This is a genomic window from Paenibacillus allorhizoplanae (assembly GCF_927798215.1).
GTDB classification, from domain to species: Bacteria; Bacillota; Bacilli; order Paenibacillales; family NBRC-103111; genus Paenibacillus_E; species Paenibacillus_E allorhizoplanae.
The window spans coordinates 180,778-204,615 of record NZ_CAKMMW010000003.1 but is presented as its reverse complement, the minus strand read 5'-3'; the positions used below and the strand labels follow the sequence as shown (position 1 = coordinate 204,615).

Annotated in this window: 18 protein-coding genes and 1 pseudogene; 6 read left to right on the top strand and 13 right to left on the bottom strand. The window is 46.0% G+C overall.

The window, feature by feature from the left end; genetic code table 11:
- Window positions 1-11 precede the first annotated feature (11 nt).
- Window positions 12-1,892, bottom strand: coding sequence for a molecular chaperone HtpG (gene htpG, locus L6I86_RS07195; protein ID WP_236285892.1), 1,881 nt, complete (start codon window positions 1,890-1,892; stop codon window positions 12-14).
- Between the two features lie 598 nt (window positions 1,893-2,490).
- Window positions 2,491-3,162, bottom strand: coding sequence for a DUF559 domain-containing protein (locus L6I86_RS07190; protein ID WP_236285891.1), 672 nt, complete (start codon window positions 3,160-3,162; stop codon window positions 2,491-2,493).
- 178 nt (window positions 3,163-3,340) lie between these two features.
- On the opposite strand from L6I86_RS07190, the gene L6I86_RS07185 reads away from it, so the two are divergent.
- Window positions 3,341-4,096, top strand: coding sequence for a PIG-L deacetylase family protein (locus L6I86_RS07185; RefSeq protein WP_236285890.1), 756 nt, complete (start codon window positions 3,341-3,343; stop codon window positions 4,094-4,096).
- Window positions 4,045-4,476: an MFS transporter gene (locus tag L6I86_RS07180; RefSeq protein WP_338113372.1), complete on the top strand. Its 432-nt coding sequence runs from the start codon at window positions 4,045-4,047 to the stop codon at window positions 4,474-4,476. The genes L6I86_RS07185 and L6I86_RS07180 overlap by 52 nt, the downstream gene beginning before the upstream one ends.
- An 817-nt stretch (window positions 4,477-5,293) precedes the next feature.
- Here L6I86_RS07180 and L6I86_RS07175 read toward each other — a convergent pair.
- Both L6I86_RS07175 and L6I86_RS07170 read right to left on the bottom strand, forming a co-directional pair.
- The gene (locus L6I86_RS07175) at window positions 5,294-5,962 is read right to left on the bottom strand and encodes an NAD-dependent epimerase/dehydratase family protein (RefSeq protein WP_236285889.1); all 669 of its coding nucleotides are present in this window, start codon (window positions 5,960-5,962) and stop codon (window positions 5,294-5,296) included.
- Window positions 5,963-6,103: 141 nt separating this feature from the next.
- Window positions 6,104-6,934 (bottom strand): helix-turn-helix domain-containing protein, encoded by an 831-nt coding sequence (locus L6I86_RS07170; RefSeq protein WP_236285888.1) that lies wholly within the window; start codon window positions 6,932-6,934, stop codon window positions 6,104-6,106.
- A gap of 194 nt (window positions 6,935-7,128) precedes the next feature.
- Here L6I86_RS07170 and L6I86_RS07165 point away from each other — a divergent pair, with 194 nt between their 5' ends.
- The gene (locus tag L6I86_RS07165) at window positions 7,129-9,381 is read left to right on the top strand and encodes an FAD-dependent oxidoreductase (RefSeq protein WP_236285887.1); all 2,253 of its coding nucleotides are present in this window, start codon (window positions 7,129-7,131) and stop codon (window positions 9,379-9,381) included.
- 215 nt (window positions 9,382-9,596) lie between these two features.
- On the opposite strand, the gene L6I86_RS07160 is transcribed toward L6I86_RS07165, so the two are convergent.
- Window positions 9,597-9,980: a GerAB/ArcD/ProY family transporter gene (locus L6I86_RS07160; RefSeq protein WP_236285886.1), complete on the bottom strand. Its 384-nt coding sequence runs from the start codon at window positions 9,978-9,980 to the stop codon at window positions 9,597-9,599.
- Between the two features lie 24 nt (window positions 9,981-10,004).
- On the opposite strand from L6I86_RS07160, the pseudogene L6I86_RS07155 reads away from it, so the two are divergent.
- Together L6I86_RS07155 and L6I86_RS07150 are read left to right on the top strand one after the other, a co-directional pair.
- Window positions 10,005-10,184, top strand: a pseudogene (locus L6I86_RS07155) (spore germination protein); the annotation flags it as partial.
- 99 nt (window positions 10,185-10,283) lie between these two features.
- Window positions 10,284-11,474: an oxalate decarboxylase family bicupin gene (locus L6I86_RS07150; RefSeq protein WP_236285884.1), complete on the top strand. Its 1,191-nt coding sequence runs from the start codon at window positions 10,284-10,286 to the stop codon at window positions 11,472-11,474.
- 63 nt (window positions 11,475-11,537) lie between these two features.
- Here the strand turns inward: L6I86_RS07150 and L6I86_RS07145 are convergent, their stop codons facing one another.
- The 7 genes from L6I86_RS07145 to L6I86_RS07115 form a co-directional block, all read right to left on the bottom strand.
- A complete protein-coding gene (locus L6I86_RS07145) occupies window positions 11,538-13,958 on the bottom strand; it encodes a 3-keto-alpha-glucoside-1,2-lyase-like domain-containing protein (protein WP_236285883.1) in 2,421 nt (806 codons plus the stop codon).
- A gap of 23 nt (window positions 13,959-13,981) precedes the next feature.
- Window positions 13,982-14,863, bottom strand: coding sequence for a carbohydrate ABC transporter permease (locus L6I86_RS07140; RefSeq protein ID WP_236285882.1), 882 nt, complete (start codon window positions 14,861-14,863; stop codon window positions 13,982-13,984).
- Window positions 14,864-14,882: 19 nt separating this feature from the next.
- Complete coding sequence (locus L6I86_RS07135; protein ID WP_236285881.1) at window positions 14,883-15,788, bottom strand: carbohydrate ABC transporter permease; 906 nt, start codon at window positions 15,786-15,788, stop codon at window positions 14,883-14,885.
- 157 nt (window positions 15,789-15,945) lie between these two features.
- Window positions 15,946-17,319: an ABC transporter substrate-binding protein gene (locus L6I86_RS07130; RefSeq protein WP_236285880.1), complete on the bottom strand. Its 1,374-nt coding sequence runs from the start codon at window positions 17,317-17,319 to the stop codon at window positions 15,946-15,948.
- Between the two features lie 89 nt (window positions 17,320-17,408).
- A complete protein-coding gene (locus L6I86_RS07125) occupies window positions 17,409-19,010 on the bottom strand; it encodes a response regulator (protein ID WP_236285879.1) in 1,602 nt (533 codons plus the stop codon).
- Window positions 18,988-20,778 carry a sensor histidine kinase gene (locus tag L6I86_RS07120; protein ID WP_236286334.1) on the bottom strand — a complete coding sequence of 597 codons (1,791 nt, stop codon included), beginning with the start codon at window positions 20,776-20,778 and terminating at the stop codon, window positions 18,988-18,990. The genes L6I86_RS07125 and L6I86_RS07120 overlap by 23 nt, the downstream gene beginning before the upstream one ends.
- A 446-nt stretch (window positions 20,779-21,224) precedes the next feature.
- Window positions 21,225-21,899 (bottom strand): DUF6022 family protein, encoded by a 675-nt coding sequence (locus L6I86_RS07115; RefSeq protein ID WP_236285878.1) that lies wholly within the window; start codon window positions 21,897-21,899, stop codon window positions 21,225-21,227.
- 107 nt (window positions 21,900-22,006) lie between these two features.
- On the opposite strand from L6I86_RS07115, the gene L6I86_RS07110 reads away from it, so the two are divergent.
- A complete protein-coding gene (locus L6I86_RS07110; RefSeq protein WP_236285877.1) occupies window positions 22,007-22,717 on the top strand; it encodes a TetR/AcrR family transcriptional regulator in 711 nt (236 codons plus the stop codon).
- 627 nt (window positions 22,718-23,344) lie between these two features.
- Here L6I86_RS07110 and L6I86_RS07105 read toward each other — a convergent pair.
- The gene (locus L6I86_RS07105; protein ID WP_236285876.1) at window positions 23,345-23,800 is read right to left on the bottom strand and encodes a VOC family protein; all 456 of its coding nucleotides are present in this window, start codon (window positions 23,798-23,800) and stop codon (window positions 23,345-23,347) included.
- Window positions 23,801-23,838 lie beyond the last annotated feature (38 nt).

The following is a 23,838-nucleotide window of genomic DNA, read 5'->3' as shown; positions in this document are numbered from 1 at the left end:
AATGCATGGTATTACACCATGATTTTACAAATATCGTTCGTGAATTCAACTGGATCCTGCAGCGGCAGACCTTCGATAAGAAGAGCCTGATTGTACAAGAGTGCTGTATACAGGTTCAATTTCTCTTTATCCTTTTCAAAAGCATCCTTCAAGGAAGCGAACACGTCATGATTGACGTTGATTTCTAATACTTTCTCTGCCTTAACATTCGGATTGTTTGGCATCGCGTTCAAGATTTTTTCCATTTCGATGGTGACATCACCATCTGTAGATAAGCATACCGGATGCTTTCTTAGACGCTTGGAAGCTTTAACGCTTGTCACTTTACCAGCCAATAAGCCATTCATGTAGTCGAATAGATCTTGATTTTCTTTTTTATCAGACTCAGAATCGTTGGCGTTATCCTCTACATCAATACCAAGATCCCCGCTTGAAACCGATCTGAATTCCTTCTCTTTGTAGGTCATAATCATTTTGATTGCGAACTCATCAATATCATCTGTGAAGTATAAAATCTCATAGCCTTTGTCAGTTACAAGCTCCGTTTGCGGAAGCTTATCGATTCTTTCCATCGACTCACCGGAAGCATAGTAAATGTACTTCTGATCTTCTGGCATTCTAGCTACATACTCGTCCAACGTAACAAGCTGTTTCTCCTTGGAGGAAGAGAACATTAAAAGATCCTGCAAAAGCTCCTTATGCGTGCCGTAGTCGCTGTAAACACCGAATTTAAGCTGTCTGCCGAAGGACTTGTAGAATTGCTCATATTTCTCTCTCTCGTCCTTCAGGAGGCTTTGAAGAGAGCCTTTGATTTTGCTAGAGATATTCTTCGCAATTAATTTAAGCTGACGATCGTGCTGCAGCATCTCACGGGAGATGTTAAGTGATAAACTTTCGGAATCAACCATCCCTTTGACGAAGCTGAAATAGTCAGGAAGCAGGTCCGCACATTTATTCATAATGAGAACGCCGTTTGCGTAAAGCTCGAGGCCTTTCTCGTATTCTTTGGAATAGTAGTCATAAGGCATGTTTTCAGGGATAAAGAGGATCGCTTGGTAGACTACCGCGCCATCTGCACTCACATGAATATGCTTAAGCGGCTTGTCGAAGCCGTAGTGTTTCTCATGGTAGAACTTCTCGTAATCTTCAGGAGTAAGTTCGCTTTTGTTTTTGCGCCAGATTGGCACCATGCTGTTCACGTGCTGCTCTTCTTGATAGTCCTCGAATTCACTCTCGCTGCCTTCTTTGAGTCGCTTGCCCGTGATGTCCATTTTAATAGGATAACGGATGAAATCTGAATATTTCTTGATGATCGCTTTCAAGCGGTACTCGTCCAAGTATTCGTCGTAGTTATCATCTTCGGTATTCGCTTTAATGGAAAGAACAATCTCCGTACCAATTGAATCCTTCTCGGCTGGTGCAATCGTGTACCCGTCTGCGCCATCGGATTCCCATTTATAAGCTGTGTCGCTGCCAAGGGCTTTACTCGTTACTGCGATGTGATCAGCGACCATGAACGCGGAGTAGAAGCCTACCCCGAATTGGCCAATAATGTTGTGGCCATCTTTAGCTTCGTTCTCTTTCTTGAAAGCAAGAGATCCGCTCTTCGCGATAATCCCCAAGTTGTTCTCAAGATCTTCTTTCGTCATCCCGATACCTGTATCGCGAATCGTTAAGATGCGATTGTCTTTATCGGCTGTAATTTTGATGAAGTAGCTATCTTTGTCAAAAACGAGCGAGTCGTCTGTAAGTGCCTTGTAGTAAATTTTGTCAATCGCATCGCTGGAGTTGGAGATAAGCTCTCTTAGAAAGATTTCACGTTGTGTGTAAATCGAATTGATCATCATTTCCAAAAGACGCTTGGATTCGGCTTGAAACTGTTTCTTTTCCACGGATAGATCTCCTTTCGATATGTAGCAAGGATTATATAATTAGCACTCGCACGCTGTGAGTGCTATACACTAACTTTATATCATCCCTGAAATTTAATGTCAATTGGCAAGGAGAGAAATTATGTGAAGTTGCGGGTAGTAGAGGGCGCGAAGGGAATGCCTGAGTGCAAGTCTTCAAGTCCTCAACTCATCTTGCGCAGTCAACAATGCAAAAGAGCACTTTTGGAATAGGTTTCCTCTCCGAAATTGGAAATTGATGCAAAAAGGCATCAATTTGGTGTGATTTGAGGAGATTCTCTTGAAATTCGTGAAAAAGGTTGCCTATTTGCACGCATTTGCCAATTTCGACCATAAATTAGTGAAAAAGGTTGTATAATTGCATTTTTGAGAGAGTGAGGTGGGAGAGAAAGTGGAGAAAGAGAGAGCAATTCGCCAGCTTACTCCACATGTGCTCGCCATCCACTACACTCCACCCGCCACAGACAAGCACCGGACTCCTCATACTACAGACCAGCTACCGCACTTCGCCATCCACTACACTCCACCCGCCACAGACCAGCTATCCACTCTTCCCCACCACCAATCCCCACTTAACACACTACATCATGCGTATATGATCCCTTTTTACTAACTCATAACGAAGCACATGTTTGCCTTCAGCTCCTTTGTGCGGGATGAACCAACCTTTGTCGCAGAGTGATTGGAGCACTCGAACGGTTGAGCGGTAGTTGATATCTAGATGTGTTCGAACATCAATTGGACGGAGTGGCCCAGCGAGCGTATAAGCAAGCCTAATAATTTCCCGTTCCATCACATTGTCTAGACTGACAGGTGATGTGATAGCCTGAAATCGACTAATCAACATGCGAAGCAGCGTGATGCATAGGTCAGGGCGATTCGCGACGTCATCATATGAAAATGAAATCACCTGATACCCCATCGCTGTCAAAAAGGTTTCCCTGTTCAGCTCATTGCAGTATTTCTGCCTGTCCATGTCTCGCACGTGCGGGCCGTATCCTTTGACCTCGATGATCAATTTCACAAATCTCGTCAGCCAGGCGAAGTCGCAGAAATACGAACGTCCACGCCAATCCAATACTTCGAATTCTGGGTGTAACTCATCGAAATTTCCTCGGAGGTCCCACCAGACTCTCTGACAGAATAGTTTTTCCGCCTCCTGATGCCCACGTTCTAAGCGGCCTCTGCGTTCTCTGGTTCTGCGGTCAAGATGGTTTTGAATCCATACAGCATGCATTTCCTCGAAATTCATATGAGCTTTCCCTCCTTTAAAATGAGAAAAACGCCCCTGTTCCACTCATGAAAAATGGACAGGGACGTTCTTCGCCTCTTGCAAATAAGTATAAAGGAAATCCCTGATTTCACGAGGGAACATTTTCGACATTTCTCCGCCTTATATGATAAAATGTGACATATTGGAGGGATGTCACATGGATATTAGACGAATTTTAGGTCTTCCTGAGTTGTTAGATGTCAAAAAAGTCGCATGTGTTCAACCTCACCCTGATGACAATGAAGTTGGGGCGGCAGGAACTTTATATGAACTTGCAAAGCGCGGTTGTGAAATCGTTTACATTACCGTTACGGATGGAAGTGGCTGTGGTTCAACTGGCGAGGTAGAACCAGAAGCGATCGCAGCGATTCGCCGTGCAGAGCGGTTGGCCGCTGGGGATATTTTGGGTGTGACCAAGCATATTGCGCTTGATTACCCGGACATGGGCAGTTATACCGAAGAGGAACTGCTAGCCAAGTTGATTCCGATTATCCGCGAAGAGAAGCCGGATTTGCTGATGACCGTAGATCCTTGGATGCCATATGAGGCTCATCCGGACCATATCAAGACTGGGAAAGCTGTAGCTTCGGCCATGCTCTTCTCGTCAAATGAGATCCTATTCCCTGGATCCAAACCACATGATGTCCCGCAAATCGCGTTCTATGCGACGTCTCATCCGAACACCTTCATTGATGTATCGGCCCATTGGGAAACGAAAATCGCGTCCATCCTTGCCCATAAGAGCCAATTTGACAACGTTAATTGGCCCTTGGTTAAGGGGTATTTTGACTATCAAGGTGTTCAATTGTACTCCAAGTTGAAGCAAGACCCCGATGCCAAAGGATATGCGGAAGCTTTTAAATTACTTACGTCCCACCAACTGCACTTCTTTCCATCCGCACTATACAGCTAACAGCTACATATGACGAAGGAGGCAAGTCCAATGATTTCATTATCAAAAAAAAACTCGCCTACAGCTCGAATCAAATTGGACTTAGCATCTTATGGCAAGCGTTTAGCGCCATTGCTATTTTTTATTACGTTACGGTGTTGAATGTTTCCGGCACTTCGATTTCCATCGAAATGATCATTTACGGTATCCTGAATGCCTTGTTCAATTTGGCTGCTGGGTATGTGAGTAATCGTACGAAAACACGCTTCGGCAGACGTATTCCGTATATTTTGTTTGGAAGTCTACCGTTTGGTGTGCTATTCTTCTTCCTCTTTAATCCTCCTTCGGGCAGCACGACGATGTTGTTAATTTACTTTTTCACACGTTCTTCTTCGATTTGATCTACTCGTTCATTGGACTTAACACAGGTTCGTTATTTCCGGAGATGTATCAAACCAAGAAGGATCGTTATCATTGCCGATGCTTATTCTTGTGATCGCCTACATGTGCCTGCAAAATATCAGTCCTCCCGAGAAGAAGCTAGAGGCGCGAACAGTTAGGAACTCAGAAAGCTATGAAACATATACAGATTTGGTGAGGCTCCCCTGATGGTCGACGTATGGTAAAGGTTCCAACCTGCAGGCTGGAGCTTCATTCCTGCCGCGGCGATGCTCATGGACGGCGACGGGTTGTATCCTAGCTTGGACGCGGAAGTGTGTACGATATAGCCTACTAAGATGGGGAGCAAGGGTACAGTGCTGGACCGCACGTTGTGCAATTGCCTCGTTGTGATAGATTGGCCACGGAAGTGACCTAAATGAACGAGAAGAGCCTCCCGGAATGGGAGGCTCTTCTGTGTTCTAGGGTAGGCTAATTGCCTCAAGTCGGTGTCCGATCGCTGAACAGTAATACCCTCCTCCAACGTTTAACTGTAAAACATACAGTTAATTTTAGCGCTTTTCCGCTATTTCCCCGATTAACTGTAGAACATACAGTTAATTCAGCAGGTTGTATCTATGCGGCGTGCAATGGGAGAAATTAACTGTAGGAAATACAGCTATTGCCCAAAAGCAGCCGCTTTCGGCGAAATTAACGACATAAAATCCATCTAATTCAAATTGAATCTATCTAGTTGGTGGTTATGCAAACCTTAGAGACTGATCCACATCTTGCACACAACTCATCAAGTAGATAACGCGCTAGCACCTAGCACCTCGGCTATTTCCCCGACGCCTCACGAATATCGGTGCTCTCCAGAATCGCTTTCGGATATCCGTCTCGCGCGACGGCGATCATGGCACGACCAATTTGCTCGGAGTCAATAACGGCATTTGGAAACCATTTCTGTAGGAGAGGAAAAATTGGGCGCAAGATGACAATGAAGGTCTGGTATAGTTTGGTTTTGGATTTGACGCCATTCTTCGGCAGAATCGCGCCAGGACGGAACATGAAGGCTGACTTGAACGGCAGTTTGAGGAGCGCATTTTCCGTTTTGCCTTTGACACGTGCCCACATGCTGCTGCCTTGCTCTGTGCTATCGGTGCTCGCACCGGTCACATAGACAAAGGTCATCTTGGGCTGGATTTTGACTAGGGTGTTCGCAATATTCATGGTCAGATCGTAGGTGATCGCATGATACTTCTCTTCGCTCATACCTACAGATGAAACGCCGAGGCAGAAGAAACAAGCATCGATACTTGAAAGCTCATCCGTTAATGGGGATAGATCGGTGATATCCTTGAGGACATGCTCATGGAATTTTGATTGCGTCTGATGTGTAGCGCTTCGACCGATCGAAACGACGTTGTTAACCTGTGGATCGAGCAAACATTCACGTAATACGCTTTGTCCAACCATCCCCGTTGCTCCAAAGATGAGAATGTTCATAGAGAGAGCCACCTTTCACAAAATTATTAAGAGCGTAGAACAGTTAGGAGACAAAATATAGTGTCTTCATTTGTGATGCTAGTATCATACTAAACTTGTGTTCTACTCGTATAGTTACACGTGTTGGTCTATGACGTCCGTTCATAGGCGATGAAGCTTGCGATAGGAAGACGGTGTCACATGCATGCGTTTTTTGAATACACGGCTCAAATAAAATTCGTTCTCAAAGCCGCATTGCCCAGCGATCTGCTGCAAGGTCATCTCACTATCCAGCAAGAGCTGCTGTACCTTCTGCAGACGTAACGTGGTTAAGTAATCGATCGGCAGCATGCCGGTCGATTTTTTGAATCGGCGGGTAAACTGCACCTGTGTCAATCCAAGTTCCATGGCGATGTCTTTCATGATGCAGGTGGATGACGCTAGTTCATGCAGACGTTGAGTTGCCCCAGAAATGAGGGCATCCTTATTGTTCGTAATCCCTGCTGTCCAAGGAGATAAGGCTTCTGGGCTTGCTGAATAAGCTTCTTCCACAACCAACATCCATAGGTCAGTAACTACATGTTGGCGCAGGGAGGAAGCAACGTTTCCTTCATGTTGGAACCATTTTTTCAAGTAGGCATAGTTAGATGACAGTCGATTGAGATCTTGGATGGAAATTTTCCCTGAGGGGATATGCGTTTCCATGGCTAAGGGATGTCCTGACGGATCACACCATTGCAGCAACATGACGTGAAAAGATAAGGGCTGAATGACTTCTCTTCGAAAAGTAACCCCCGGTGGACATAGCACTAGATCTCCGAATGCAGCAGTCCCCTCGTGATCTTGAATCTGGTAGGAGAAGCTCCCATTCTCTACGGCAAACAGCACCCAGAATTCATTCGAATCCTCCTGAAGCTGAAAGGCTGTTTTCTCCCTCCAATACATGTGACTGAGCAACTTTGGTTGTGTCTGATCGGCATCTTGAAGTTGCATCGCGCTTACCTATCCTCTCTCATTCCGAATCATCATGGGTATGGTATACCTACTTTCATCATAGTGGATTCGCTTGGTAGAAGAAAGTCTTGTTAATGAAATTTTGTATAAGTTATTGCTAAAAGCGTGCATGGTTTAAAGCGCTGTCAATCCTATAAAATAAAGGTAATATCAAATATTATGGAGGCTATCCAATGAGAGAAGAATGGGTAAAAAAAGATATTACAGTCATCGGTGGCGGACTTTCAGGCGTGTGTGCAGCCATAGCTGCTGCGAGATTAGGTCAGACGGTGGCACTAATTCAAAATCGGCCCGTACTCGGGGGGAATTCGTCAAGTGAGGTCCGTGTGTGGGTTTGTGGTGCAACGGCGCATGGTATTAATCGCTACGCACGTGAAACAGGCATTATGGGAGAGCTGTTTGTAGAGAATCAGTACCAGAATCCTGATGGAAATCCGTATCTGTGGGATCTCATCGTGCTAGAAGCCGTACGCGCTGAAGCGAATATACAGTTATTCCTTAACACCGATGTGCATGAGGTGGAAGCGGATGGGGATGAGAATAATCGAATCATTCGCTCGGTTACGGGATGGATGATGGGTTCGGAGCGGCGAATTCGATTCGAGAGCGAAGTGTTTCTAGATTGTACGGGGGATGGCCTAATAGGATTCTTGGCAGGAGCTAAATTTCGTATCGGCCGTGAAGCACGAGAAGAGTTTCAGGAGGAGTGGGCGCCAGAGATCGCAGATGACATTACACTCGGGAGTACAATTTTATTTTATACCAAGGACGTGGGCCACCCGGTTAAATACCATCCGCCTAGCTTCGCCAAAGACATCACAACGACCTCGATCCCCATCAAACGGGTGATTCGTAGCGGCGATTCGGGCTGTCATTATTGGTGGATTGAGTGGGGCGGCGAGCTAGATACTGTACATGAGAACGAGCGTATTCGGGACGAATTATGGTCGGTTATTTATGGGATTTGGGATTATATCAAAAATTCAGGTCAATTTGATTCAGCGAATATGACGCTAGAATGGGTAGGGGCTTTACCAGGCAAAAGAGAATATCGCCGTTTCATCGGGGATTACATGCTGAACCAGAATGACATTCTGGCTCAGACGAGGTTCGAGGACACCGTCGCCTTCGGCGGTTGGTCCATTGATCTACACCCGCCGCAAGGGATGTATTCAACGGAGAGCGGTTCGAAGCATTTGCATGCGGATGGCATCTATCATATTCCGTTTCGCAGCTTATACTCCGTCAATGTATCCAACATGCTCATGGCAGGGCGTAATATAAGCGCATCCCATGTGGCCTTCGGCACGACACGCGTCATGGCGACTTGCGCTGTGATTGGGGAAGCCGCAGGTACGGGGGCGGCGCTCTGTGTTCAGAAACAAGTAACACCGCGTGAGCTGTATCAGAAGCATAATAAGGAGCTCCAGCAGGTGCTGCTAAGGCAAGATGCCGCGTTGATTGGTATTCGCAATGAGGATGAGCGCGATCTTGGACGGCTGGCCAGGTTGAAGGCTTCCTCTACGTTAACACAGCTGAGTGTTTCCCATGCCGTGGAGCCAAGGCGGCTGATCGACGATGTGGCGGTGTTATTCCCTGTGGAACCACAGCTGAAGGGCTTTGAGCTGCTGGTTGATGTGAGTGAAGCAACGACGCTTCAAGTGGAACTGTGGGATACGGGCCGGGCGGAGAATTACGTACCGAAGGTGCTGATCCAGCAGACCGAGAGAGCTGCGAATGCTGGGGAACAGCAGTGGATCAGCTTTCCACTGGATTGGGAGCCAGACGAGACGCAGAATGCTTTCGTCATTATCAAAGCCAATGAACATGTGGTGGTATATCACTCCGATCAGCAGCACACGGGAGCGATTGCTTTTGTACGAGGAACGAACCCCATTGTGGATCCGAAGTTGGAGAATCATCAGCCGGATCAGCCGGTCGTTCAATGGAGTATGAAAAATGGCGTGGATCGCAAGCCAATCTGCTTCCGACTCACATCAGAGACGAAAGCATTCTCAGCGGAAAAGGTGACGAATGGCTATCTGCGGCCGTATGGCGCCCCACATCAATGGATGTCAGAGCCGATGTCGCCAGCGAATGAAGAGTGGCTTGAGCTTCAATGGGACGAAGCTCAAAATCTGAGGTATCTACAAGTAACCTTTAATGATAATGTCCATGAGGATTTAATTAACCTTCACGCGTTCAGGTCGAGTGATGAAGTCAGACCGGAGTTGGTGAAGGACTACCGATTGGAAGCATGGGTGGATGGGGCGTGGATGGTCCTGCAGCGTGTGACAAACAATCGGAAGCGAACAAGAAAATTGCAGGTAGACGAGGCCATTGCCACAGATCGGCTGCGACTTGTCGTGGAAGCGACGAACGGCTGCCCGTGTGCGGAGGTGGTTGAGGTACGGGTCTATGGGTAAGGAAGGCACTTGAAACGGAGCGAATCAGTCGTTCGAGGTGATAGGAGATTTACTTTTCCGCTTCGCAACATGTATGAGGATCACAATAAGAACAGGCACTAGATATCCCAAGGTTCCCCAAAGGGGGTGTATAACGGATATTAAGTTGCCCCAGAACGCTTCGCCTTTCACATGTGTACTATTCTGTAAATTAAACAAGTGGGTAAAGGTCAAATTTAAAGCGATAATTCGTAAAATTCAATGGTTCGAGCTAACTGAAACATCGAATATTTGCGATCGCCAGCGATAGGTCCATACGTCATAATTGTGCATAGTGTGACCGTAATCAAGCTTAAAGCGTTGATGGAAAGAGCTACAAATAAACCACGTCTCAGTGGTTTATTTTGGTTTGTGGAGACAAAGGGAAGAATCATGCTGAACAGAAAGAGTTCAACATACGGAAAACCATAGGAAAAATACCCTCCGAGCAAGATGGGCTTAACCCCAAAAGGCATGACAGGCAGCAGATAAGTTGGATGATAATTGAAGCTTGCCAATCCTAATATGAGAATGACATAAACCATGACCATAGCTGTATGTAAAACAAACAACCGTGCCATGACTTTAATGCGCTTACTTTAGAAACAAGACAAATTAGTGAACCCATGAATGAACCGGTAGTTAGAGGACCTCAGGAAGCTACTGTGGAGAGTCTGAGAATCAATTTGGGGTTGCTGCGGAACCGTTTGAGAAGCGCCAATTTATTTATTGGTTACACAGGTTTATTAATCCAATTTCAAGGGAAAATATGTGAACTTCTATAAGGGGAAATTGATGCTAAAGTTATGAACGCAGAATTAGTCTCATATATCAATTAGGATGAGATACAACGTAAACTCACCTTAATGGAGAGGAGACAGTCGATGAATACTCCGAATAGGAATCAGGGCGTGTACGGCAATGTGCCACAGCCAATTCGGCCAGATGGAGCTGGTGGGATAGATACTGGTCCTCGAGATGTTATGAGGGATATGGAAAACCCCAATATGTTAGTACCTCCAATAACGGATTCTGGCTTGCTGCCGAATTTGAAATTTTCATTTTCCGATACTTCGATGAAATTGAATTTTGGAGGCTGGTCACGGGAAGTTACGGCTAGGGAATTACCCATTGCAACCACGCTGGCTGGTGTTAACATGAGTTTGACGCCTGGTGGTGTTCGCGAGTTACATTGGCATCAACAAGCCGAATGGTCCTATATGATAGTAGGTTCAGCTCGAATCACGTCGATTGACCAAGAGGGTCGCAATTTTATAGCGGATGTAGGTCCAGGGGATCTTTGGTACTTCCCGCCAGGACTTCCGCATTCCATCCAGGGACTAGAGCATTGCGAATTCTTGCTTGTTTTTGATGATGGTAACTTTTCTGATTTGAATACAATTTCTATCTCCGATTGGTTTTCACGAACACCGAAGGATGTACTTTCCGCCAATTTTGGCGTTCCCATGAGTGCCTTTAACAACATTCCCAAAGAGCAAGTCTATATCTATCAAGACAAGGTTCCTGGCCCAATCGAAAGCCAGAAGGTACAGTCCCCTTATGGGACGATTCCCCTTAGTTTTAAGCATCGACTGCTCGCGCAACCTCCGATCAAAACGCCAGGCGGCAGCGTCAGAATCGTAGACTCTACTAATTTTCCGATATCCAAAAATATTGCAGCGGCGCTTGTTGAGATTGAACCTGGCGGAATGAGAGAGTTGCATTGGCATCCAAATAACGATGAATGGCAGTACTACCTCACTGGTCAGGGACGTATGACCGTTTTCGCTGGGGATGGTAACGCTCGTACATTCGATTATCGCGCTGGTGATGTTGGTTATGTGCCATTTGCATTAGGACATTATATACAGAATACAGGTACGCAATCTTTATGGTTTTTGGAGATGTTCAAGAGTGATCGGTTTGAGGATGTGTCGTTAAATCAATGGATGGCGCTTACGCCACGCGATCTGGTTAATACGAATTTGAACGTCGGACCAGAGGTGTTGAATGCGCTGCGAAAAGAAAAGTGGCCCGTCGTCAAATATCCGGGATTCTCTTATTACCCGAAATAAAAAACAAGGCTATTTCATGTAGAATTTCTACAAGCAATAGCCTTTTCATATTTGAATGAAAGTTTAATTCACCACAATGTCATCGAAGCTCGCTGTTTGCTTATATGTTCGGAAGCCAATCTTCCCATTAGTGAACGTACTGTCAGTTACAGAGACGAGCTGTGTACCATTCACATAACCAGTTAGCGAGCTGCCGGACATGACTAACTTAAGTGTGTACGCAGTGTTCGTATTCACCGTCAGCGGAACTTCTTGGAGCAGGGTAAAGGCTCCCCCTGATTTCTTGTACAGCTGAGCGGATCCAGCAGTGATCAATCGAAACAAGTAATAGTTGTTGTCATCCACATACCGGCCAATGATGCCGCTGGCATTGAAAGAGAGGGCGTCATACATCTTGAGCTTCGCTTGAAGTGTGTAATTGGCCCAGCTCGCATTACCAGTAACGGTGACGGCTTCACCTGATGTTGAGGTTTGCTTCAATACATTGGTTCCGTCGGTGACAACGTTCCACATGCCGCTTATAGGTACCCAAGAATAAGCGTCACCATCTTCATACTGATCTCCAAATGGCAGATTCTGCACGACAGCAACATTATCCATACTTGCCGTCTGATTGTAGGCTCGGAATCCGATTCTACCAGCGGAAATCGTGCTGTCTGTAGCAGATACCTTTAACACACCCCCGACATAGCCGGATATGGAAGAGCCGTCCATGACAAGCTTGAGTGTATACGACGTATTCGTAGTCACGGACATCGACACTTCCTGTAGAAGTGTAAAGGTTCCTCCTGCTTTCTTATACAGCTGTGCTTTGCCAGATGTGGTTAACCTGAACAAATAATAGTTGTTATTATCTGCATAACGACCGACCAGACCTGTGGCATTGTTGGCAATCGCGTCATACAATTTGACGGTAGCTTCATAGCTGTAATTGCTCCATGCCGATGTATCTCCTGCTAAGACGAGAGCTTCCCCCGAAGTGGAGGTTTGTTTGTACACCTTGCTGCCATCCGTGACGACATTCCATGTGCCATTAACCGGCGTCCAGCCTGTTGATGTGCCATCTTCAAAGGTATAGGTAAACGGATTGACTGGAGCAGGAGCAGGAGCGGAATAGGTTTCGTTGGTTAAGACGTACTTATTTTGCTTTATGATCCATTTGGTTAAATAGTCTCGACCTGCGAATTGCGCTACCCATTCTTCTCTTCCTGCGTAGGTATCTTCCGATGACGCCTCATAGGTGTGCCCATCGGTATGCCCCGCACGGTTTTGCATATCTAGTACCATTTGGGCGTGATAAGGCTCCCAGTAGTTACCTTTCTGGCTGGCCAACGTATCGAATCCGAAGGCAGAGGCAGCAGCATCCATATAAGCAAAATGCATACGACGCTTCGTTCCCCAGTCATTCCCCTGTGGATAGTAGGCATCAGCACTGCCGTCGATATAGATCGTTCCGCCAGGCGAGGCATAAGGTGGATTTGCAAAATTAAGGTCAACCAGTGAATCATACACAATATCAGCATTAAAGAGTGCTGCCTCAGGTGTATTTTTACCTGCTAGTGTGTATAAAAGAGGAGCATTCAGCAGTTGCGTGATGGAATTCATATAATCGGGATGGATGATATTGTGGTTCACAACGGTACCATCTTCGTTCGCATTAGAGCCATGCAGCCACTCTGCTACAGTTTTGCCATGAAGGACACGTGTGCTTGTCGTATCGGATGGGCGAGAGTAAGCGGAGATCATAAGTTCAATGTTTTTGTTCATCCATAGATTCCAATTGGGGTGATCGGGCATCATGGCGGTTGCAAGTTGAAGTAAGGAGGAGTTCCAGGCATTTTCTTCAGCCTTCGTATCGCCTGCTGAGATAATCGTGCCAGCTTCATTGCGATAATAAGGGACTGTGTAGCTGTTAAAACGATTCGCTTCATATTCGACCATTTTGCGGACATATTCACGGTCGGTCACGGAGAGATCATCCCACAGTAGGTAACCAGCTGTACCGGCTAGATAAGCCCAGAAGGCCGTCTGCCAACCATTACCCCAGCCTGAGGTTGTATTGATCCGGTGTTGGTAGGCTAATGAGGCTGTAAGCTTGGTTGCAATCGCCATCGCATTCGTTTGGGTGACACCTGTTTCTGTGGCATTATAGGCACCTGTTTTTAGCGAAATTGCGAGTGCTAACGCTTCACTGGCTGGAGGTCTAATGTTCGGCTCATCGACACCGCCGAAGGTGAGATAGCTGCCGGTTTGTGCGGCAAAGCCTTTGTTCGTCCACCACGTACCTAAGGCATATTTGTTCGTGTTCAGTAAAGTGTCCAATACCCGTAAGGAATTGGCATCAGTAGGATTGCCGGCTGTGAACGAGCTCCATGCAATGGGGACAACAGCTGTGCTAGACGCTTCCGCACGACTTGCAGGGAGAGCGCCTAGAACAAGCAAAGCGGTGAAGAAAAGCATAAACCATTTTTTGAAGGAAAGCATGGTGAGGCCTCCTTTTTGTGAGGCTAGCCTTTCAATCCCGAGCTTGCAATTCCCTCTACGAACCATTTTTGACAGACAACCACGACGATGAGCAGAGGAACAAGCCCAGAAACAGAAGCTGCCATGGTGAGGACATAATTCGTACCAAACTCTTCAACATAACTCGTTAAACCTAATGGAATCGTGTACAAGTCTTTCTCTCGAAGCATAATGAGCGGGGTCTCGTATTCATTCCAATGCCAAGTAAAAGAGAGAATCAAGAGTGTGACTAACGCAGGCTTGATCAACGGCAAACAAATTTGCCAGAAGGTTCGCCAGTAGCCCGATCCATCAACACGACCTGCTTCCAGCAGTTCGTTCGGAAGGCTGATGAAGAACTGGCGCATCAAGAAGGTGCCGAATACGGTAAATAGTCCTGGTAAAATAATGGAAGCGTGTGTATTGATCAGCTGCAGCTGATCGAACAAGATGAAGCGAGGGACAAGCAAAACCTGGCCCGGAATCATCATCGTTGATAAATAAAGCAAAAATAGGAAGTTACGGCCTTTGAAGCGTATTTTGGCAAAAGCATAGCCAGCCATGGCACTCGTTAATAGGTTACCAGCAACAGTGATTCCCGTAATTTTGATTGAATTCCAATAGAATAAATAGAAAGGATCTGTGCCGGCCCAGACTTTCTTGTAATTCTCAAAATGCCATGTATTCGGAATCCAATCGATCGGATATTTGAATACTTCGCCATTTATTTTGAAAGAGGTAGAGATCATCCATAGAAAGGGCAGAATCATAACGATGGAGATCGCTCCCAAGATGATGGTAAGGAGGATCTTAAGCCAGAAGCTGCCCCTTCTGATAGTGGTAATGGTTGTTTTTCGTGTAGCTTCAAGAGGTGCGATAGTTTCCATAGGGGTTGCTCCTTTACAATTAGAAGTGTTGCTGCCAACGTTTCTGGCTCTGCCATTGAATGATCGTGACGACGAAGATGATGGCAAATAGCACCCAAGAGACGGTAGCTGCATAGCCCATTTTGTAGAATCGGAAAGCAAGTAAATAAATGTGATAGGATAACACCATCGTCGAATCTATTGGGCCACCCTGTGTCATAATGTTGACGGGGCCGAATATCTGGAAGGAGCCGATAATAAGTGTAATGGCAACGAGAAAGGTGGTTGGCGTGAGCATAGGAATGGTAATTTGGAAAAACTGACGAATCTTCGAAGCTCCATCAATATCGGAAGCCTCGTACAAATCCTTGGAAATCCCTTGCAATCCGGCCAAGTAAATGACCATCGAGTACCCAATCGTTACCCACACCTGCATAATAATTATCGCGAAGAGAGCAGAATTTGGGCTCGACAACCAGCCTGGTGGATGATCGATGCCAACGGACTTGAGCAACTGGTTGATCGGACCATCGGACGCACGGTACATAATGCTCCAAATGACGGATACGGCGACGAGCGAGCTGACATAAGGCAGGAAGATCAGTGTTCGCAGTGTCTGCTTGAAAAACACATACTTGTTCAGTACGACAGCAAACAGGAGTCCTATAATGATAGAGCCTGGAACGCTGACTAGTGTAAAGACCATATTATTTTTGAGCGCTTTGACGAATTTGGGATCACTGCCCAGCGCTTTGAAATTATCTAATCCAACCCATTCGATCCCCGCAAACCCTTTGAGATATTCCCAATCCACGAATACGAGGTACAGACTGAATAAGATCGGCAGTAATATAAAGATAAGGTACCCTGAGAAGTTGGGCAAAATGAACAGGTAGCCTGCAAGGTTTTCCCTGAATTTGGCGTTATGCCAGAAATGTCGTTTCATTCGTAAGCCACCCTTTCGAATTCATGTGTTAACGTAACTTTACCAAGCGAATGAACGAATTCCCATAGCGTGAACGTGATCTTTTCTGTAGTTTCATTGAAAAAACCTCCAGCAAGAATCTGCCGGAGGTTTCCAAGTGACTGAGAATGAATTTGCCTTATTTTTTGGCGCCTTTGATCGTCGTATCCGCACGCGTTTTCATCGTTTCCAAAGCTTTGTCAAGCGGTTGAGCCCCAAGCAGGTATTTCTCCATTTCATCTTTAAAGATGGCTCTTAGTTCAGTTGGAACAGGTACATTGTAGGAAGTAGGGAATGTGTAATTTCCAGCTAAGAGTGCTTTCAAGGAAGCTTCATCAATCAGATCTTTCGCATCGCCAATGAGGATGGAGGCAATTTTCGCAGGATCAGCTTTTTTGCTTGTTGGAATACGTCCGCCAGGCACCATGGCCATATTACCTTCTTGTAAGTACCAAGAGATGAATTTCATGGATGCTTCTTTGTTTTTACTGTTTTTATTAATGGACATATAGTCGCCCATACCGCCGCCTGGATTAATGTTGCTGCCTGCCGTAAATTGCGGATAAGGAGCGAATGCAACTTTGAAATCATGCGGGAAGCTCTTGATGTCCTTAATATAGCGGATGATGTAAATTTGAGAAGCCATCATAGCAGCTTTGCCGGTTAGAAGTTCATTTTGTACGGTAATTTTACCAGCTACAGCTTCGGAATATTTCATCATGACGCCTTTGTCTTCCAAGCTCTTCTGCATTTCCAAGCCTTTCTTCATAGCTGGGCTATTGAAGTTGGATGTGCCATCTGCAGCGATCACCCAGTCTTGCGGTTTGGCTGTTTGTAGAACGGTATCCCCGAACCAACCTAGAGCTGGATCCAGCATGGTACCCTTCATAGCCCCTTTGTTAAGTTTGGTAGCCATTGCACTGAAATCGTCCCAAGTCCAAGCAGTTGGGAGTTTCTCGCCGGCGGCATCTAACGCTTTCATATTGAAAAGCACAGCCCCCAAGTTCTTATTAGCTGGTAAATAATAATATTTACCGTCAGCGAACTTCTTGATATTCGCCGCTCCGATAATGCCCTCAACGTCAAAGCCCGATTTGGCGATCAGGTCATCTAGTGGTTCCGCCATGCCAGCAGCTTGGCGTTTTGTCATATAGGCGTCACCGTAGTTCATGTAAATATCAGGTGCATCTGTATTAGATAGAAGAGCAGTTTCGAGCTTTAGGTTGCCTGGATCGTCATTAACATAACGTGTATATTCCACTTTAATTGTCGGATTCGCTTTATTCCATGCATCGACGGCATCTTGTGGCCCGCTTTCTGGCGGAACGCCTCCCCAGAATTTAAGGGTAACTGGTTTCTGTGCTTCAGGTGTAGGCGTAGCCGCTGCCACTGTTGCTGCAGGTGCGACGGACGCAGCTGCGGAAGGTGAAGCTTCAGGTGTTTTGGAGCAACCGGTTACGAGAACGCTTACAGCTAGGGCGATTGATGCCCCCATGCCAAATACTTTTTTCATTTGTTCATCCCCTTTTCTTTTGGTAGTTAAATCGTAATGCAATTTTTCCCAAAAAGACACGGAGTATTCTTTACGAAGTAAGCATTATTCTATGATGTTCGATGGCCGAAGACGAGCTTTCGAAATTCGGTCGGGTACATGCCTTCCATTTGCTTGAAACTGCGGCTGAAATGATTCGGATCAGCATACCCGATGAGCTCAGAAATTTCGAAAATTTTGTAATCTGGATTCTTGAGCAGCTCGCGGGCATTTTTCATCCGAACATTCGTCATATAATCGGTGATTGTTTTGCCGGTTTCTTTTTTGAACAAAATGCTCAAGTAATTTTCAGTATAACCAACGGTACTAGCTAAATCAGCTACTTTGAGGGGTAAATTATACTTCTCCATAATTTGGCGAATCACCATTTGAATCTCCGGTCGGAGTTTCTCTTTTCCATGCTCACGCTTGTACGCCAGAAAGACGGGCAGCCATCCGATGAACCAGGCGGATAACGCCTGCAAGGTTTCAGCATTGCGAATAACATGGTACGGATACTGCTGCTCATGAAGGGTAACGGAGTAAATATCGCCGCCTTCCGCCTTCAAACAACGTGCGAAAATATGAAGCAGACCAAGCCACTGCTCTCGCAATAGGGCAGGAGGGATATTCTTATTCTGGCAAAGCTCCTCTGTCCAGGCGGTAATCTTCTCACGTAAGCCGACTTCGTCACCTTCTTCGATACGTTTCATCCATTCTTCTTCCTGCCATGGTTCAGATAACGTGGAAGGAGATACATGTAAATGATCATAATAAACGATGCAGGAGCCCCCGTAGTAGAATCGGTAGCTTAAGGCATGATCTGCTTTTTCATAGGCTTGATGCAGAGCAAATGTATCCTCGTAGGAAGGAGACACACCGATAGCCAGTGAAATTTTCAGGAAAACCTGTACGGCATTCTGCATTTCGACCAACATGTTCGCGTTGATTTGGCCTGTAAGGACACAGAACTTTCCAACTGCCATCTCGACCAGCTCGCCATTGCCATACTTCTTGAGAATTTCATTGAGGACATTTTTCACCGTGTATGTCAAAAGACGATCGCTTTGGAAACGGTTATTTTGCGTCAATTCCTCATAAGAATCGATCTGGATCACCGCCGCTGATAAGGGGGAAGTGAATAGCTCCAGTTGGAATTCTCGCCATACTTGTTCGATTTCCCCACGGGAAACATGGCCTTGGAGGAGCTCACGCAACCGTTTTTCTTTGACCTCGTTGCTATATTGATTCACCTTCTGCTCCAGCTGCGTTCTCGCATTCTGGCCTTGCTTCTCCAGTTGTAATTGATCCCTGATTGCGCCAAGCTTCTCCATGAGTTCGGAGGGATTGATTTCTAATTTCGTGACATATTCGATGGCACCTAGGCGTAATGCCTGTTGTACATAGTTGAAGTCGTTATGATTGGATAAAATGAGGCATTTGATCGCCGGCCAGCGTTCACGGATCTGTTTTAATAATACAAGCCCGTCCATCTCCGGCATCCGAATATCCGTAAGTACGACATCGCAAGCCTGCGATTCTAATATTTTCAAAGCTTCCAACCCATTAGCAGCTTCGCCTATGACCTGAAACTCTTCATTATCTCTCGGAATGATCGTTTTTAAGCCAATGCGCACAAGGATTTCATCATCAACGATCAGAATTCTCAGCATCTGTATTCCTCCTTTTCAAAGGCAGCACCAGTAGTAGTCGGACGCCTTCGCCCTCCACACTTGAGATTTGCATACCGTACTGTATGCCAAAATGGAGCTTGATTCGTTCATTTACATTGCGTATTCCGATGCCGCTGAACTTTGCGTGTGGCTGATTCAGGGAAGACTCGACTTGCTCAATCATCTCCATACTCATACCTACGCCGTTATCCTGCATCACAATATGCAGATTCCCACCAACTTCTTCAGCTTGGAGCTCGATAAGAAGCGGGAACCGATTGCCATGAATAATACTGTTTTCTACGGCTGGCTGCAGCGTGAATTTTAATACTTCGCAATCAAGCAGCGCTTCCGGAATGTGAGAAGTAAATGTGATTTGATCATGATATCGAATTTCTTGGAGAGATAAGTACACTTGTAAATAGTCGAGTTCTTCTTGCAAGGTGACGAATTCTTGTTCATTCCGCATGGTGAAATTCAGCAGTTTACCCAGTTTAGTAATCATTTCACTGATATGATCAGCGCCAGAAAGCAGCGCCATCCATTTGATTGAATTGAGTGTATTGAGTAGAAAATGCGGATTAATTTGCGCTTGAAGCGCTTGGAACTGGGCTTTCTGCTTGCGCCGCTGCTCATCATATAAGTCGGATATGAGATCTTGCAGATGCAGCACCATACGATTGAAGTTATTGCCAAGCAGGGCAATTTCGTCTTCCCCTTTTATCGTAACCAGCGTATTAAATTCCCCTTTACCTACCTTGGTCATGGATTTGGCCAATTGTTTGAAAGGACTCGTTACACGAAGCATGAGTATGATGAAGGCGATGGCAAATAGAAGGAACCAAGCGACAACCCAGGTAATGGATTTGTCTTTTTCCCGACTAAGCTGTGTGGCAAAATCCTTCTGATTCATGAATTGGACTAGCCGCCAACCTAGCTGTGGTACGTAAGCGTCATTCATAAAATAGAGATGGTCTTTGATTTTCACTTCTTGAATGCCATTTACATTGGTACGAACGTTCTGAAGGGCATGATTCGCCAACAAATCTGCAGCCGCACGATCACCGATTAAGAGATTCTGGTCTTCATCGACGAGGACAGAGGTTATGCCTGAAGCTTGCTGCTGCTGGATCTCGGCGTTCGGATAGAAGAAAACTGGGATCGGTACGCTGATAAAAAACACACCATAGTTACTCGTATATTCGCCATTAATTTGTCTCGTCATAACGATCAGATCTTGTTTATTATTGGATGAAGGAAGTGAGTAGGGAACCGTCCAGTAAGGGAAGCCATTGCGCCGCAGCGTTGGTTCGTACCAGCTTTCCTTGTAGAAGGATTGGACATTCGTTGGTGTGACGGCAGACCATGTGGTATGTGTAAACCCTCTGTTGTCGTATATCCCAAGCTGCGTAGTACTGTCGAGAAGTAGGTCTTTGACATTGGACATTTTCTTCTGCAGGCTCGTGAGCTTAATGAAGGAGAGGTAGTTATTGGACCAATCCGCAGGCTCTTTCAGAAATTTCTCCGTCTCTGGATCATTAATAATGAGACTAGACGCGGTGATCATGCGAACGGCCATCTCGTTCATGGCTGTGGCTTTCTGGGATACGGCGGCTTGATTGGATTGGTTGAGCTGAATTTGTACAATATCTTCAGAAGACTTATAGAACCGGTATAGAATGGTCACAACTGGAAGGATAATCAGGAAAAACAAAGAGATCAGAATCTTTCCACGCAATGTCTTGATTGGACTGCGAAGTTTCATCATGGATGTCACCATTAACCTCATCTTCTAGGATTAGTAATCTCTTCTATCATACAACGATGACTCTTATCCTGCTAGAGAGAGTAGGGGGGAGCGTAGTATTTCAAAGAATATGCCGTATAAAACAAAGAATATGCGTGGTCAATGTTAGGCGAATGGAGGGCGATAGGGGAAGGGGCAGATAGGCAGAAGCCAGAAGCCAGAAGCCAGAAGCCAGATAGGCAAAAAAAAGAGGTGTGAGATTCTCCCACTACCTCCTGTTAGCTTATTGATTCGCAGCGTTCGGATCCATCCAAAATAATTCCCATTGATGGCCGTCAAGATCTTGGAAGCTGTGCTGATACATGAAACCGAGATCGTTAGGGTCACTATAAAGCGTACCTCCAGCGGCTACAGCATTTTCGATGATAATAATGGTTCGTAAATTTGCGCGTCAAATGCGCCGGAAATTAGGGAGAGCGAATAGGACGTTTGAAATAAGCAATCATTTTCCCGTCCGCTGGCGTCACAGTGACAAGTTCCCAACCATAACGTCCCCAGTGGGATAACGCTTCATCCAGTGGCCAGCTGCTATGTTCGGATTCTGATTTTCCAAGACAATCGGCCAAGGAGACATCCGTGGCGTATTCCCATTGCGTTATCTGGTGAGGTTCTTGGGAAAGATTACGTACTTCTTTACGATCCCATCTCACACGTGTACTGGCTTGGGATAAAGCCGATAAGATATCATCTCTTTCCGTGACTTGTAGCAAAAGTAGCTGTGGTGCCCGCGGCACGAAAAAGGAACGATGCGAATGATAAATCTGAAGCACCAGTGTACCGATGGGCGTGCCATCATGATCATGTATGAGGTACCAAGCGCAGCGCTCACGCTCTTCGGGAGGACCCCAGTTCTCGACCGAATTGTGACGATTAAAACCAGCTTTAACCTGGTAGCCTTCTTGTTGGAAAGGTTCAATAACGTGTGCCATGAAGTCTTGAATCCAGACACCGTACGCACGATCCCCATACGCGTTGAACATTGAAATGAGTTCAGTTTGTTTATTCTCGTAGACCGATTTCCAAGTATCGGATAGCCGTTTTTCTGCTTTTCGGAATAAAGGATCGATTTGGTTGTTGGTCATGAAGAACAACTCCTTTCGGATTTTATCTAACGATGTTAGAATAATAATTTAATGATGTTAGATTAATGTATTGTGGTATAATTGTCAAGAGAAATTGGAGGTCGAACATGGCGCGTAGACGAATTCATCCCATACAAACGGAGGGGGCAGATGAAAAACGAGGGGCATCCGATATACATACCCCATTAGATCGTGGACGTATCATTCAAGCTGTCCTAACAATGCTGCGCGATGAGGGGTTAGGATCTATTAGCATGCGTAAAATTGCAGATTCTCTTGGCGTTAAGGCAGCTTCTCTGTATTATCATGTCAAGGACAAAGAGCAATTAATGCATCTTCTCGCCGAGCAAATTAGTTCTGACGTGAGCTTTCCAGATGAAAGCCTCGATTGGCAGGAGCAGCTTCGCGAGTGGGCGCTTCATTTTCGATCCGTGCTGCATCGTTATCGAGATGCGATATCCATCATGAACGCTACGATGGCAGGGAGCCCCCAGCGGCTGGCGCATATCGAGTTTCTATATCGATTATTCGCCAAATCGGGCTTCAGCGATCCGCACATTCCATGGTTCGCCAGCATGGTTAAGAACTTCATCTATAGTTTCGTCGATGAAGAAAACCGCTTAATGGCAATCGCGGCACCCGTCGAGCCTTCAGATAAAATCGAAGAGACCCCAGCAACACGTATGCAATCGCTCTCTGCAGAACAATATCCCCATTTTGTTCGGCTGTTGTCGTATACGACAGCAGTCAATTGGGATGAAGAGTTTTTGTTCGGGCTTAAGGTGTTAGTCGACGGTTTTGAAGCTCAGCGCAAGTAGGCTGCATTACGCGAAAAAGAGGGCTTCCCCGAAAGCCGTGTAGGTGGCAGGGGACCCTCTTTTTGCTGTTTTTTGGTGACACGCAAGTGCGTTACCACGGGATGATATTTCAAAGCATGCAAAATTACGGCTCAGCAGCTCCTTCGCACCACCCCGCCTCCTAGACGTCAAAAATCGACTTCTCAGCTAAACAAATTAGCTGGATTATCGAATATATCGCGTGAGACGTCCGAAATCGCAGTCTCAGCAGCTCCTTCGCACCACCCCGCATCCGAGAGGTCGAAAATCGACTTCTCAGCTAAACAAATTAGCTGGATTATCGAATATATCGCGTGAGACGTCCGAAATCGCAGTCTCAGTAGCTCCTTCGCTTCAACCCGCATCCGAGAGGTCGAAAATCGACTTCTCAGTCAAACGTAAACTTAAAACAGCTCCTACCTTGTCACCAAATTGAGGGCTGTCTTAAGTTTGTAATTAGTGCAAGGGTGGTGATATTTGACGCTGCTGTAACGATGTTTTTCATCGTTACAGTGCAGGAGTGAGCGCCCCCGCTACAGCTGTAAAAAAAGGAGCTAAGCGAAAACACGCTGCTTAGCTCCCTTTCATTGCATGCTATTGTTTTCGTACTTATCCTTCGTAAGCTTGCTTAAGCGCGGCGATGTCAATCTTCTGCATGCCGAGCATCGCGTTCATCACACGAGCCGCTTTCACGCGATCTTCGGCATTGAGTAATTCCCCTAGGGTACTCGGGATGATTTGCCAAGACAGGCCAAATTTATCCTGTACCCAACCACAGCGCTGAGGCATGCCGCCTTCAGACAGCTTTTCCCAATAGGTGTCGACCTCTTCTTGCGACTCGCAGTTTACGTATAGCGAGAGGGCAGGGGTGAATTTGAAATGAGGCCCGCCATTTAAAGCCATATACTGCACCCCACCTAGCAAAAATGTTCCTGAAATAACTCTTCCCTCAGGCCCAGAGCGATTAATACTTTCAATGTGGGAATCGCTGAATATGGAAGTGTAGAAGTTCATTGCTTCTTCGGCATTGCCGTCGAACCATAAGAATGGCGAGATTTTTTGCATGTCAGCAGCTCCTTTTATTAGGTATTGTATCACAGATA